The organism is Dyella jiangningensis (genome assembly GCF_003264855.1).
Taxonomy (GTDB): Bacteria; Pseudomonadota; Gammaproteobacteria; order Xanthomonadales; family Rhodanobacteraceae; genus Dyella; species Dyella jiangningensis_C.
Genome location: NZ_NFZS01000004.1, coordinates 333,113 through 347,504 on the forward strand (window position 1 = coordinate 333,113; position 14,392 = coordinate 347,504).

The 14,392-nt window shown below is 65.5% G+C and carries 10 protein-coding genes and 1 pseudogene; 5 read left to right on the forward strand and 6 right to left on the reverse strand.

All coding sequences use genetic code 11. The features are described 5' to 3' along the window. Positions 1 to 173: 173 nt before the first annotated feature. From uvrA to CA260_RS14090, 4 genes are all read left to right on the forward strand, one after another. Entirely contained in the window at positions 174 to 3,071 is a 2,898-nt protein-coding gene (gene uvrA / locus CA260_RS14075) for an excinuclease ABC subunit UvrA (protein WP_111983697.1), read from the forward strand. A 71-nt stretch (positions 3,072 to 3,142) separates the two neighbouring features. Next, a complete protein-coding gene (locus tag CA260_RS14080) occupies positions 3,143 to 3,571 on the forward strand; it encodes an acyl-CoA thioesterase (protein WP_238149814.1) in 429 nt (142 codons plus the stop codon). 104 nt (positions 3,572 to 3,675) lie between these two features. Next, positions 3,676 to 5,139, forward strand: coding sequence for a DUF4139 domain-containing protein (locus CA260_RS14085; protein WP_111983699.1), 1,464 nt, complete (start codon positions 3,676 to 3,678; stop codon positions 5,137 to 5,139). Positions 5,140 to 5,232: 93 nt separating this feature from the next. After that, positions 5,233 to 5,988, forward strand: a complete 756-nt coding sequence (locus CA260_RS14090) for an enoyl-CoA hydratase/isomerase family protein (RefSeq protein ID WP_111983700.1) — start codon at positions 5,233 to 5,235, stop codon at positions 5,986 to 5,988. A gap of 115 nt (positions 5,989 to 6,103) precedes the next feature. Here the strand turns inward: CA260_RS14090 and CA260_RS14095 are convergent, their stop codons facing one another. From CA260_RS14095 to CA260_RS14110, 3 genes and pseudogenes are all read right to left on the reverse strand, one after another. Further along, positions 6,104 to 6,985, reverse strand: coding sequence for a sulfurtransferase (locus CA260_RS14095; RefSeq protein ID WP_111983701.1), 882 nt, complete (start codon positions 6,983 to 6,985; stop codon positions 6,104 to 6,106). Further along, positions 6,982 to 7,787: pseudogene (locus CA260_RS14100) on the reverse strand (NUDIX hydrolase). The gene CA260_RS14095 and the pseudogene CA260_RS14100 overlap by 4 nt, the downstream one beginning before the upstream one ends. 36 nt (positions 7,788 to 7,823) lie before the next feature. Continuing rightward, on the reverse strand, positions 7,824 to 8,537 hold the full coding sequence (locus tag CA260_RS14110; protein ID WP_172461852.1) for an FKBP-type peptidyl-prolyl cis-trans isomerase: 714 nt from the start codon (positions 8,535 to 8,537) through the stop codon (positions 7,824 to 7,826). A 206-nt stretch (positions 8,538 to 8,743) separates the two neighbouring features. Between CA260_RS14110 and CA260_RS14115 the strand changes: the two genes are divergently transcribed. After that, positions 8,744 to 9,526 carry an enoyl-CoA hydratase/isomerase family protein gene (locus CA260_RS14115; RefSeq protein ID WP_111983704.1) on the forward strand — a complete coding sequence of 261 codons (783 nt, stop codon included), beginning with the start codon at positions 8,744 to 8,746 and terminating at the stop codon, positions 9,524 to 9,526. 83 nt (positions 9,527 to 9,609) lie between these two features. On the opposite strand, the gene CA260_RS14120 is transcribed toward CA260_RS14115, so the two are convergent. The 3 genes from CA260_RS14120 to CA260_RS14130 form a co-directional block, all read right to left on the reverse strand. Continuing rightward, complete coding sequence (locus CA260_RS14120) at positions 9,610 to 10,521, reverse strand: DUF1684 domain-containing protein (protein WP_111983705.1); 912 nt, start codon at positions 10,519 to 10,521, stop codon at positions 9,610 to 9,612. A 181-nt stretch (positions 10,522 to 10,702) separates the two neighbouring features. Next, positions 10,703 to 12,535 carry a DNA mismatch repair endonuclease MutL gene (mutL, locus tag CA260_RS14125; RefSeq protein WP_111983706.1) on the reverse strand — a complete coding sequence of 611 codons (1,833 nt, stop codon included), beginning with the start codon at positions 12,533 to 12,535 and terminating at the stop codon, positions 10,703 to 10,705. An 88-nt stretch (positions 12,536 to 12,623) separates the two neighbouring features. Beyond that, positions 12,624 to 14,228 carry an N-acetylmuramoyl-L-alanine amidase gene (locus CA260_RS14130; protein ID WP_111983707.1) on the reverse strand — a complete coding sequence of 535 codons (1,605 nt, stop codon included), beginning with the start codon at positions 14,226 to 14,228 and terminating at the stop codon, positions 12,624 to 12,626. Positions 14,229 to 14,392 lie beyond the last annotated feature (164 nt).

Genomic DNA, 14,392 nt, shown 5'->3' on the forward strand with positions numbered 1-14,392 from the left:
CATCCGCACTCTCTACCGAATCCAAGCCAGGGCCCGTCGGGGCCAAAGAACCTATTTAGCCATAGTTGCGCCGGTCTTCCCTGAAGACGACGGTCAGGCGTCAGGCGGGTAATAACTAACCTGATTGGTTTGGTATAGTGCAGTTTTTCCCTTTCCCCACCTTCCCGGGCGACATGGACACCATCCGCATCCGCGGTGCGCGCACGCACAACCTCAAGAACATCGACCTGGATCTGCCGCGTGACCGGCTGATCGTCATCACCGGCCTTTCCGGCTCAGGCAAATCCTCGCTGGCTTTCGACACGATCTATGCGGAAGGCCAGCGCCGGTATGTCGAGTCGCTGTCGGCCTACGCCCGGCAATTCCTCTCGATGATGGAGAAGCCGGACGTCGACCACATCGAAGGTCTTTCGCCGGCCATTTCCATCGAACAGAAGTCCACCTCGCACAACCCGCGCTCCACCGTGGGCACGATCACCGAGGTGTACGACTACCTGCGCCTGCTCTATGCCCGCGTAGGCACGCCGCGCTGCCCCGACCACGGGATTCCGCTGGAAGCGCAGACGGTGAGCCAGATGGTGGACAACACCCTGGCGCTCGACTCCGAGAAGCGCTTCATGCTGCTTGCACCGGTCATCCGGGAGCGCAAGGGCGAACACGTGCAGGTGTTCGACCAGCTGCGCGCGCAGGGTTTCGTGCGTGCACGCGTCGATGGCACCGTGTATGACCTCGACGCCGTGCCGCCGCTCACGCTGCGCCAGAAGCACACCATCGAAGCGGTGATCGACCGCTTCCGTCCGCGCGACGACATCAAGCAGCGCCTGGCCGAATCGTTCGAAACCGCACTGCGGCTGGGCGATGGCCTCGCCATCATCGTCGACATGGATGACGCGAAGGCGCCGGAACAATTGTTGTCCTCGCGCTATTCATGCCCGGTGTGCGACTACTCGCTGCCGGAGCTGGAACCGCGTCTGTTCTCGTTCAACTCGCCGATCGGCGCCTGCCCCAGCTGCGATGGCCTGGGCATCACGCAGGTGTTCGACGCGGCGCGCGTGGTGGCGCATCCGGAGCTCTCGCTCGCCGGCGGCGCCATTCGCGGCTGGGATCGCCGCAACGCGCACTACTTCCAGCTGCTCATGTCGCTGGCCGGCCACTACAAGTTCGACGTAGATACGCCGTGGCGCAAGCTGCCGGCGGACGTGCAGAAGGCCGTGCTCTACGGCAGCGGCAAGGAACGCATCGCGTTCAAGTACATCACCGAGCGCGGCGGTCGCGTCACGCGCGAGCACGCCTTCGAAGGCATCCTCCCGAACATGGAACGGCGCTACAAGGAAACCGAGTCGCCGGCCGTGCGCGAGGAACTGGCCAAGTACATCAGCGATTGCCCGTGCCCGGAGTGCGAAGGCCAGCGACTCAACCGTTCCGCACGCAATGTGTTCGTGGCCGACCACGCGCTGCCGTCGCTCACCTCGCGCTCGATCGATGATGCACTCGCTTTCTTCGAAGCGCTGAAGCTCACGGGCTGGCGCGGCGAGATCGCGGTGAAGATCGTCAAGGAGATCCGCGAGCGTCTGTCGTTCCTCAACGATGTGGGCCTCAACTACCTCACGCTGGACCGGCAGGCCGACTCGTTGTCCGGCGGCGAAGCGCAGCGCATTCGACTCGCCTCGCAGATCGGCGCCGGCCTGGTCGGTGTGATGTACGTGCTGGACGAGCCGTCGATCGGCCTGCACCAGCGCGATAATGAGCGCCTGCTCGGCACGCTGACGCGATTGCGCGACCTCGGCAACACGGTGATCGTGGTCGAGCACGATGAAGACGCTATCCGCATGGCCGATTACATCCTCGACATCGGTCCCGGCGCTGGCGTGCATGGCGGCGAAGTCGTGGCGCAGGGCGCGCTGAAGGACATCCTGTCCTCGTCCAGCTCCGTCACCGGCCAGTACCTGTCGGGCAAGCGTGGCATCAAGGTGCCTACCGAACGTCGCCAGCAGTTGGATGCCGATTCGTGGCTGCACCTGAAGGGCGCCAGCGGCAACAACCTCAAGAACGTCGACCTCGCCATTCCCGCCGGTCTTTTCACCTGCGTCACCGGCGTGTCCGGCTCGGGCAAGTCGACGCTGGTCAACGACACGCTGTTCCGCCTCGCCGCCGCCGAATTGAACGGATCCAGCGAGCAGCCGGCGCCGTACAAGTCGGTCGAGGGCCTGGAACTGTTCGACAAGGTGGTCGACGTCGACCAGTCGCCGATCGGCCGCACGCCGCGTTCGAACCCGGCCACGTATACCGGCCTGTTCACGCCGCTGCGCGAACTGTTCGCGCAGGTGCCCGAAGCGCGTGCGCGTGGCTACACGCCGGGTCGCTTCAGTTTCAACGTGCGCGGCGGCCGCTGCGAAGCCTGCGAAGGCGACGGCATGATCAAGGTGGAGATGCACTTCCTGCCGGACGTATACGTGCCTTGCGACGTCTGTCACGGCAAGCGCTACAACCGCGAAACGCTCGAGGTGCACTACAAGGGCCACACGATTGCCGATGTGCTCGACATGACGGTGGAAGATGCATTGAAGCTGTTCGAGAACGTGCCGACCATCGCACGCAAGCTCGAAACGCTGCGCGCCGTGGGCCTGGATTACATCAAGCTCGGCCAGAGCGCGACCACGCTCTCCGGTGGCGAAGCGCAGCGCGTGAAGCTCTCCAAGGAGCTCTCCAAGCGCGACACCGGCCGCACGCTGTACATCCTCGACGAACCGACTACCGGCCTGCACTTCCACGACATCGAGCAATTGCTCGACGTGCTGCACCAGCTGGTGGAACAGGGCAACACCGTGGTGGTGATCGAGCATAATCTGGACGTGATCAAGACCGCCGACTGGCTGGTCGATCTCGGCCCGGAAGGCGGTGCCGGTGGCGGTCGCATCCTGGTGACCGGCACGCCGGAGCAGGTCGCGGCCACGCCGGGTTCGCATACCGGACGTTTCCTCGCTCCCCATCTCGACGTGAAGCCGGCCAAGGCGGCCAAGACGCAGAACCACGGCAAGAGCAAACCTGCATTACGGAAGAAGACTGCATGAGTTCCACCCAACCGGCGTCGGAGCAACGCACGCGCGCCCGCAAGACCGAGGCGCCGGAGCGCGCCTCGGCCATGGACAACGCCGACGCGCCCGCCAATCAGCCGCGGGCGTTGTTTGTCGCATCGATCGGCGTGCGCTGGCGCGATCTGGACGCGTTCAACCACGTCAACAATTCCAACTACCTCACCTACCTCGAAGAAGCCCGTCTGCAATGGCTGCGCCATGTGCCGGGCTGGTTCGACGAGCAGTCGATGCCGGTGCTGGCCGCGAGCGAGATCAACTATCGCCGTCCCATCGAATGGCCCGCGCAGCTGCATGTAGAGCTGACCTGCGAGCGTCTGGGCAACAGCTCGATCACGCTGGCGCATCGCATCGTCGACGCGGATGACGACACGCAGCTGTACAGCGACGGCAAGGTGGTCATGGTGTGGATGAATCCCGCCACGGGCAAACCGGTGCCACTGCCGCGATCGATCCGCGACGCCGCCGAGGGCGCTTGAACGACGCATCCGGCGTTCGGGGTTAAGCACCCGCGAACGCCGGATGCCCCAGCTTCATCCGACACCCGTAACATCCACGGCGACCACCCGAAAGGAGTTCGACCGTGCGCCCGCTTCCCCTCGCCACCCTTGCCGTTGCCATCGCCACCACTGCGTCGACCGGCGCATTGGCCGCATCATCGCCGGCCACCCATCTCACGCTCTATCGCAGCGACGATGCCGCACTGTTCAGCGCCGGCAATGGCGGCGTGCAGGCCGGTTATGCCGTAGCCCGCGAGCCGCGCGAGCTGCAACTGAAGAACGGCGTGCAGGACATCAGCCTCGGCGGCTTGCCGCAGTATCTCGATCCGGAGGCCATGGCGTTGTCGGTCGAAGGCGATAGCGCCCACGTACTTTCCCAGCGCCTGCTGCTCGGCCAGGGGCAGAACGCCGCGCTGGCCAGCCTGGTGGGCCAGCCGGTCTCCGTGCTAGGCAGCGGCGGTCAACCGCTGGCCTCAGGGACCTTGCTTCGCGCAGGCGATGGCCTGCTGGTGCAGGGCAGCGATGGCGGCACCAGCCTCATTCGCGAGTACGCCGCGGTGCGCGCGCAGAACAGCTTCCAGACCGGCTCCCTGCTGCAGCTGCGCATCGACGCCCAGCGCGCCGGTACGGCCAGGGCCACGCTGAGCTACACCACGTCCGGCCTGGGCTGGCGTGCCGCTTATGTGGGCACCTTGCAGCCGGGCGATCGCTGCCAGATGCAGTTCGAATCGCGCGCCAGCATCGCCAACCGCAGCGGCCGCGACTGGAAGGACACACAGCTGACCCTGGTTGCCGGCGAGCCCAATTTCGCCAAGCCCTCGGCGCCTCGCCCGATGGGTGCCCCGGTCGCCTATGCGATGCGTGCGAAGGCCGATGCCGCCCCCCTGCCGGAACAGGATACGTTGGCCGATTACCGCACCTACACCCTGCCTGGTGCTGTCGATCTACCGGATGGCAGCGTCAGCCAGGTACCTCTGTATGCGACGCGCACGATCGAATGCGAACGTACGTCGCTGTTCGAGAATGGCGGCGGCTGGGTGCCGCCACAGCCGATGATCAATCGCGACTTCACGCCCGGCGGCAATGGCGCCGTCACCAGCACCTTGCAGCTGCGCGCCTTCGACAGCTTGCCAGCGGGTTATCTGCGTGTGCTGACGGCCGACCGCAACGGCACGCCGCAATTCATCGGCGAAGGTCGCATCAACGACACGCCCAAGGGCAGCGACGCGCATATCACGCTGGGCACGGCCTTCGACTTGCGCGGCGAACGCGAACGCACGGCCTTCAGCGTGGACAAGGCCAGCCGTACGCTCGACGAGTCGTTCCGCATCACGCTCACCAATGCAGGCGACAGCGCGCGCGTGGTCACGGTGCGCGAGCATCCCTCGCGCTGGCGGCAGTGGACCCTGGTCTCCTCCAGCAGCAAGCCCAGTCAGCAGACGCCGGACACGCTGGAGTTTCGCGTGACCGTTCCGGCCGGCGGCAAGGCCACGCTGGACTATGCCGTGCGTTACCAGTGGTCCGCCGAGGACCATCCACAGGGGTAACCCGGCCGTGCGCAACGAGAGGAAGCCAGCCGCAATCGGGTTTGCTACTCTCGTTGCCCATCGTTGTCCTTCTTCTCCTGACGGGCCTTTGCCATGCTCAACCTGATCGCGCACGACGCCATCACTGAAATCAACTTGGCGCGCCCGCCGGTGAACGCGCTCAACATCGACCTGCTGCGCGCGATCCGCCACGGCATCGACGATGCGGTTCGTGCCGGCGCACGAGGGCTGGTGTTGTCCGGTGCGCCGGGCATGTTTTCGGCCGGTGTCGATGTGCCTGCACTGCTGGGACGCGATCGCGAAGGCGTGCAGGAGTTCTGGCGGGAATTCTTCCGGACTGCCGCGAAGCTGGCGATGTCGCCGGTACCGCTGGTGGCGGCCATCACCGGCCACAGTCCGGCAGGCGGCGCGGTGCTGTCGCTGTTCTGCGACTACCGCGTCATGGCCGAAGGTCCCTTCCGCATCGGCTTGAACGAAGTGCAGGTCGGCCTCGTCGTGCCGGAAAGCATCCAGCACGCGCTACGTCGCGTCGTAGGCCCCTATCGCGCGGAACGGCTGATGGTGGCCGGCGCAATGATCGAATCGTCGGAAGCACTGGCCTGCGGCCTTGTGGACGAACTTACCAACGTCGAGCAGGTCGTGACGCGTGCGCTCCACTGGATGCAGGGCATGCTGGCCTTGCCGTCCAATGCGATGCTCAAGACCCGCGCCATCGCGCGCGCCGATCTCACCAAGGTATGGGCCGATCCGGATGCGCTGCCCATCGACGAATTCATCGACGCGTATTTCCACCCGGAAACCCAGGCGGTGCTGCAGCAATTGGTGGCGCGCCTGAAGAAGAAGGACTAAGCGCACCTGCCTTTTCCTGTAGGAGCGCACCCAGTGCGCGAAAAGCCAGCGGAGCGGTGAGATTGTTGCTCTGCGGTCGCGCACTGGGTGCGCTCCTGCACAAAACGCGCTTGCGTCAGCCGGGCGATGCACCCTTGGCCACCGGCCTTGCCGGGTCGCTCACCCAGCCGCTCCACGACGGTGCATACAAGCGCGAACCCGTCAGGCCGGCATATTCCATCGCCAGCAGGTTGTGGCACGCCGTGACGCCCGAGCCGCACATGTGCACCACGTCCTGCGGCGCGTGCGTGCCAAGCAGGGCAAGAAATTCTTCGCGAAGGACAGCCGCGGGCTTGAAGCGACCATCCGCATCCAGATTGTCGGCGAACGGACGATTCAACGCCCCCGGCACATGGCCACCGACCCGGTCGATCGGCTCGACTTCACCCCGATAGCGCGGTGCGGCGCGGGCATCCAGCAGGACACGGCCTGGAGCGTCCTTCAAGCGCGCATGATCGACGAGGTATTGGTTCGCGTCGAAATGCAGATCCACTTTCGTCGGTGCACGTACGACGTCGCCGGATTCGAGCGGCAGGCCAGCTGCCACCCACGCAGGATAGCCGCCATCAAGCACGGCAACCTCGCGCACGCCAGCCAGCCTCAGCAACCACCAAAGGCGTGCCGCGGCCAACGAACCATTCGCGGCGTCGTAGCACACGACCTGCATGCCAGCTCGCCAGCCCCAGCGCGACAGTGCCGAAGAAAACGCGGATTCCAGCGGCAACGGATGGCGCCCCAAGCCTTCGGCCTGTCGCGAAAGATCGGACAGGTCCGTATCCAGGCTTGCATAGACGGCGCCCGGGATATGCGCCTCGCGATAATCGCGTTCGCCCTTGCCGGGATCGCGATCGCCGGTGCCGGGCGCCATCAGGTCGAACCTGCAGTCGACGATCAGCGCGGTATCCACCGGCAACGCGGCCAGATCGTCGACCGTGATCAATGTGGTCTTGAGGGTCATGCGCGTCCCATCCTCTGCAACAGGTTGAACACCATGGCGGCCGTGGCGCCCCAGATGCGATGCCCGCCGTGCACGAACTCCACCATGTCGCGGCTATGCCCGCGAAACTCCATCGTATAGCGCCGCAGGTTGGCCGGCTCCAGGAAGAACGACAGCGGCACCTCGAACACTTCGGCAACTTCCGCTGGCGCGGGATACAGGCGCGCCGCGGGATCGATGCGCGCCACCACCGGCGTGATGTTGTAGCCGCTGATCGTCTCGAAGCGATCGAGGAACCCCAGCGGCGTCACCAGCGAGCGCTCCAGGCCGATCTCTTCCTCGCTTTCGCGCAACGCGGTGGCCACGGCATCCACGTCGACGGGATCGCTGCCGCCCCCGGGGAAAGCCACCTGTCCCGCATGCGACGGCAGGTCGTTGGTCCGCACCGTCAACACGACCCGCGGCTGCACGCCCTCACGCACGCCCACCAGCACGGCCGCCGGACGCCGCGGCGCATCGCCCAGCAGCTCCGTCATCTGCGCATGGTTCCAGCCCTGGCCGCTCGGCGGCGAGGACAGCGGCAACAGCGAGGCGCTGAGGTCGGCGAGCAGTGCGCTCATGGCGCGACCTTGCGCGTGGGCAACACGTCGAGCATCAAGTGCAGCCGTTCGCGATCACCCATGCCACGCCAGCGCGCGATTTCGTCGCCCGTGCGCAGGCAACCGAGGCAATAGCCACGGTCGTCGAGCTTGCAGATGCCGATGCACGGCGTGAGAGGTGCGGAAGGCGGAGGGAGGGGATCGTTGAGCATGAGCCCACCCATGCTAGCCGATTCCCTGCCCTCAGGCAGGGGCGAGCGTCACTGCTGGATGTCGAGCAACTCGATTTCGAACACCAGCGCCTCGTTGGGACCGATGCGCGGCAAGGCACCACGCGGCCCGTAGGCGAGCTGCGGCGGAATCACCACTTTCCAGCGATCGCCCACGTGCATGCGCGGAATCACGTCCTGCCAGCCCTGGATGACCTTGTCGACCTGGAAGCGCACCGGCGCGCCATGCGCCCAGGTGCTGTCGAATTCCGTGCCATCCACCAGCCGGCCGCTGTAGTTGACGGTGACCTGGCTGGTGACCTTGGGATTGACCGTTCCCTCGCCCTTCTTCAGCACCGCGTACTGGATGCCCGAAGGCAGCTGGATCACGCCGGGCTGCTGGCGATTGCGCTCCATGAATTCAGTGCTCTTGCGCGCATTCGCGTCGGCGATGCGCTTGTACTCGGCCAGCGCCTTGGAATGCATTTCCTCGTCGAGCCGCTGCAACTGGTCGTGCATGTCCTGCATGGACACCGACGGCGGCTTCTTCGAATACGCGTCCTGGATGGCCTTCTGCAGCGTGGGGATGTCCACGTCCGGCTCGCCGTTGGCGAACTGGCTGCCGATCTGGAAACCGATCGCATAGGACAACTTGGCCTTGTCCAGCCTGACCCGCGATGCGTCGGGCGAGGCGCCGCCATCCTGCGCATGCGCCATCGCACCCCACAGCAGGATGCCCAGAGCCAGCCAACGCAGTTGTGCCATGCCTATCTCCATTGCAGCGCGAACTTAGAGGCAACCCTGGCCAAGTATCGTCGTCATAATGCCTTAGTCAGTGTTGCCTTAGTCATCGTAAGCGGTCCGGGCCTATCGTGCAGCGAACGTCCGTCGACGGGGGTCCCTGCTGAGAACGCCGGGAGCTCCAAAGGTTCCCACTGGTACCATAGCCGCTTTACCTCTGGAGCGAGGCCATGGCCTACCGGAACCTGGACATCACCAACCGCGGCGCGGTGCGCACGATCACCGTCAACCGCCCGGACAAGCTCAATGCGCTCAATCGCGAGACGCTCAATGAGCTGACCCTGGCCTTCACCCAGGCTGCCCAGGACGACGCTGTCCGTGTCGTGGTATTGGCGGGTGCGGGCGAAAAGGCTTTCGTGGCCGGTGCCGACATCTCCGAAATGAACGGCTACACGCCGGTGCAGGCGCAAGGCTTCTCGCGCGCGGGCCAGCGCCTCATGAGCCTGGTCGAACGCCTCGGCAAACCGGTGATCGCACGCATCCAGGGTTTCGCCCTTGGCGGCGGCATGGAACTGGCCATGTGCTGTCATCTGCGCGTCGCCAGCGAAAAGGCCAAGTTCGGGCAGCCGGAAATCAATCTCGGACTGATCCCGGGCTTCGGTGGCACGCAGCGCCTGTTGCGCCTGGCCGGCCGCGGCGCCGCTCTGGAGCTGTGCCTGACCGGTGCGCCGATCGGCGCGCAACGCGCCTATGAGCTGGGTGTCGTCAACCGCGTAGTGGCACCGGAGGCGCTGGACGAAACGGTCAACGCCTTGGCCGACCAGCTCGCCGCGTCTGCCCCGCTGGCCGCCGCCGGCATCCTCGACGCCGTACTGCAGGGCGGCGAGACCAGCATCGACCAGGGGCTGGAGTTTGAAACGCAGGCCTTCGCCCTCGCCTTCGCCACCGAGGACATGCGCGAAGGCACCACGGCGTTCCTGGAAAAGCGCAAGCCCGAATTCAAGGGCCGCTGAAAAAGCGAAGGCCAGGCGATTCGATTCGCCTGGCCTTTCTGGGGTGTCCGCATCAGACGTTGGTCGTTGCGGTCATGCGGCGCTCAATGGCCGCCGCTGTATTTCTTCTCGCCCGCCGTCACCGCAAGATCCATCCGGTTCTCCGGTGGCGCCAGCGGACAGGTCGCATACGGTGTGAATGCGCACGGCGGGTTGTATGCGCGATTGAAGTCCAGCACGACCTTGCCGTCCTTCGGCAGATCCGCGTAGAGGAAGCGCGCGGCGCCGTAAGTTTCGCGACCAGACGTACGGTCGGCGATAACGAAGAACAGCGAATCCGGTTCTTCCTGGATCGGCATCAGCTCATAGGTGTGGCCATCGCGATGGAACACCGCCTTGCCCGGCACCTTCTCCTTGTTGATGGTGCCGAGCACCGAACCGATCTCCAGTTCGTGCGGCGGATTGAACGGCACCCAGTCCGCCACGATGCGCCACGACGGATCGGCCGGGAAATTATCCAGGCCTGCGAAATGCGTGCGCGTCTCCGCGTTGCTGTCTTTCACGCGCAACGCCTTGCGCCCATCACGTTCGATCACCAGGAAACTCGCGCTTCCGAATGCCACCACCGACGGCGAAGCGTTGCCGGCATGCATGTCATCGACGAGATCGGCCTCCTGCACCGCCTTGCCGTCCACCGTGGCGCCACTGTTCTTGTCGAGGGCGATATGCACGGCGCCATCCTTTGCGAGCGTCACCACGCCCAGGTGCGCAGGCCCCGCCTTGAGCACGATGTCGTTGTCGGCGGCGCTGCCCACGCGGTTCGCACCTTCCTGCAACCAGTCCAGCCCGATCAGGCTGAGCCAGCCGCTCGGTGCGGTGAGGTTGTTGAGGCGCGCACTGCGCCACTGCGCGATCTGCTGCGAAAAATCGTTGACGTCGGTATGGCTGGGGGTTTGGGCGTGCACTGCGGCAACTCCAAGGCTCAAGGCGAAAGCGAAAACGGCGGTACGCAACATGGCAGGCCCCGTCGGAACAGGGGTCCGAGTATGGCCGTCCATTTGCCGCACTGGCAAGCGTGGGCCCCCGAGCGCACCGGTATCCCACCTGTAGGAGCGCACCCAGTGCGCGAAAAGCCTACGGAGCGGCAACGCCGCAACCTGCGATCGCGCATTGGGTGCGCTCCTACATATACGAGATTCAGCGGCCGCGCAGGAACAGCCTGTCCAGCTCGGGCAGGCTCAGCTGCGTCCAGGTCGGGCGACCGTGGTTGCATTGCCCGGAGCGTTCGGTGGCTTCCATTTCACGTAGCAACGCATTCATTTCGGGCACGGTGAGACGCCGGCCCGCGCGCACCGAGCCATGACAGGCCATGGTGGCGAGCAGTTCGTTCTCCAGCTCCTGCAGGCGCCGCGAACTGCCGTGCTGCGCAAGTTCGGCCAGCACGTCGCGGCACAACTGGGCCACGTCAGCGCCTTCCAGCAATGCCGGGATGCGCCGTACCACGACGCCCGAAGGACCACTACGCGACAGTTCCAGTCCCCAGTCGGCCAAGGCATCGGCGTGCTCTTCCGCTGCGGCGGCTTCCTTCGCGCTCACTGACACATTCAGCGGAACCAGCAACAGCTGCGATCGCAGGTTGCTGCAGGCGCGCCCTGCCTTGAGCTTTTCATAGGTGATGCGCTCGTGCGCCGCATGCATGTCGACCAGCACCAGGCCATGCGCATTTTCCGCGAGGATGTAGATGCTCTTGAGCTGCGCGATGGCGAAACCGAGTGGCGGTGCTTCGTCATCCGCCGCTTCGGGCATCGGTGTGTTCGCGGCAAAGGCCAATGAGGCGGGCGGTGCCGAAGGTTCTCCAAGCAATGCGGCGTAATCAGCCAACGGCTCGTCGCGCACACCGAGGCTGAGGCGACTCTGGCTGAAGGCGTTGGGCCATGCCGGAGCGGAAGGCGCGCCGGGTGCCGAGGCAAACGCATAAGCAGGTGGCGTTGCCGCCATCGGCTCCTGCGTTGATGCACCGAGCTGCCCTGCCCGCGTCTGCGCAAGTGCCTCATGCAGCGTGCGGAACAGGAAATCATGCACCAGCCGCTGCTCGCGAAAGCGTACTTCGTGCTTGGCCGGATGCACGTTCACGTCCACGCCGGCCGGATCGAGTTCGAGGTACAACACGAACGCCGGATGACGACCATGGAACAACACGTCCGCGTAAGCCTGTCGCACCGCATGCGCCACCACGCGATCGCGCACCAGACGTCCGTTGACGTAGAAATACTGCGAATCGGCCTGCGAGCGCGACGCGGTCGGCAAGCCGACCCAGCCCGACAGATGCAGGCCCGCGGCGGCGTGATCGATGCGCAGGCTCTGTGCGGGGAAGTCTTCGCCCAGCACTTCGGCGACGCGCTGCAAGGCGGCGCTCTCGTCACGCGCGGCCTTGAGGATGCGGACCGGCTTGCCGTTATGGCTCAGTCGAAACTCCACCGAGCCACGCGCCAGGGCGAGCGACTTCAGCAGATCGTCGATATGCGCGAACTCCGTGCGTTCCGCGCGGAGGAATTTCCGGCGTGCCGGCACGTTGTAGAACAGGTCGCGTACTTCGACGCTGCTGCCCTGCGGATGCTGCGCCGGGCGTGCGGCCTGCATCTTGCCGCCATCCACTTCGATGCGGAACGCCGTCTCCTGGCCTTGTGCGCGCGACGTCAGCGCGAAGCGCGCCACCGACGATACCGACGCCAACGCCTCACCACGAAAGCCCATGCTGGCCACGTGTTCGAGATCGTCGAAGCTGCCGATCTTGCTGGTGGCATGGGAGGCCACGGCCAATTGCAGTTCGTCCTGCACGATGCCGCAACCATCGTCGCGCACGCGGATCAGTCGCGCGCCGCCTTGCTCGATGTCGACTTCGACGCGCGTCGCGCCAGCATCCAGGCTGTTCTCGACCAGTTCCTTGACGACGGACGAGGGACGCTCGATCACTTCGCCGGCGGCGATCTGGTTGATGAGTTCGGGAGGAAGGGGACGGATGACAGGCATCCGCGAAGCTTAGAGCCTGCCGCCCGGGGACGAAAGTAAAAGCGCCGCCCGAAGGCGGCGCCACCTGCACTCCCCCAACACCGATGTATCAGCTGGACGGAATGGCCAACGTCATGCCGACACGCACGCCGCTGTCACTGTCCAGGCGATTGGCGGTCTTCAAGGCGTTCACGCTCACGCCGTACTGGCGGGCGATGCTGCGCAGGCTTTCGCCGCGTTCGACGCGGTGCATGTCACGCACGCCATCATCAGCCGACTTGGACGCCATGGCCTGCGCCACCGCCTTGGTGGCTTTGGCCGACGTATCGTCATCGTCGCCTTGCGAGGAGGCCACGGCCGTCGCCACGCCGCTGCGACGCGCGGCCTGCGCGGCGAACCAGCTGCCTGGCGGTGGCGTGGCTTCGAAATAACCTCTCACGCCGTTCATCACCGCCGTTGCCAGGCGCGACTGGTGCAAGGGATCGCGCAGCTTGCGCTCTTCGTCCGGATTGCTGATGAACGCCGTCTCGACCAGGATCGAAGGCACGTCCGGCGAACGCAGCACCACGAAGTTCGCGCGTTCGACATAGCCGCGATGGGTGGGGCCGAGATTACCCAGCGCCTTCAGCACGTTACCGGCCACGGTTTCGCTGGCCTGCATCGAATAGCCCTGTTGCAGGTCGAGCAACACCGCGGCCAGGCCGTCGTTCTTGTCGTCCAGCGTGACGCCGCCAATCAGGTCGGCTCGGTTCTGGCCGTCCGCCAGCCAACGGGCGGCCATGCTGGTCTTGCCTCGCGGCGACAGCACCCACACCGACGAGCCCTTCGCGTCGCCATTGATGAAGGCGTCGGCATGGATCGAGATGAACAGGTCGGCCGAATTGTTGCGGGCGATCTGGTAGCGCTGGGCCAGCGGGATGAAGAAATCCGCGCTGCGCGTCAGCACCGCGCGCATGCCCGGCTGCTGGTTGATCTGCTCGGCCAGCTGGCGCGCCACGGCGAGCGTGACGTTCTTCTCCAGCGTGCCGCCCGGACCATGGGCGCCCGGGTCCTCACCGCCATGACCGGCGTCAATGGCGATCACCACCTTGCGCTCGCCATTCAGCATCGCGGCGGCGGCGCGGGTGGATGCCATGCCGCTCTGCGTGGGCTTGAGCGACGACTTGGCCGTGCCGCGGGACGCAACGACCGGCTCGGGAGCGGGCGATGGGGACGGCGGCGACGCTTCGGCGACCGGCGTCGGTGAGGAATTGCTGTCCTCGTCGCTGTCCCTGGCGGGCGCCGCGGGTTTGGACGAGGACTTGGTCGACGCCACCTCGTGACCCGGGTACAGATCGACCACCAGGCGATAGCCGTATTCGGCCTGCGGGCTGAGCACGAAGCTCTTGACCGTGCTGGCCGGGTCGACCTTCGCGGTCAGCCGGGCGCCACTGCCCTGCCGGGCGCCGCTCAGCCCCTTGTACAGGCCTTGTGCGGCGGGCGAGTTGAAGCTGCTGCTGATGGAACTGCCGTCCAGGTCGATGGTGACCTGGTCGCCGTCCTGCTTGATCTTGTAGGTGACCGGGCCGGAAACATCCAGCACCACGCGGGTGTATTCGGGGCCCGCCCAGACGCGCGCGGACTTCACGTCGGCGGCTTTCGCCACGCAAAAAGACGCCAGGGCCAACAAGGCCACTGCGCCGAGCCGAGCAGGATGCGTCCTATATCCCTTCATGGAGCGGAATTGAAGCCCAGAGCATCGCCGAAAGCAAGAGGTTTTCCCTTGAATATCCATGACCTGCAAGAGTTTCGTCAGATGGCCTCCAGCTATCGGCTGCAACCCACGCAAACTGAAGGCTTCCGTTGAACGGCGAAGCCTGTGGAAAAATCTCAACGACT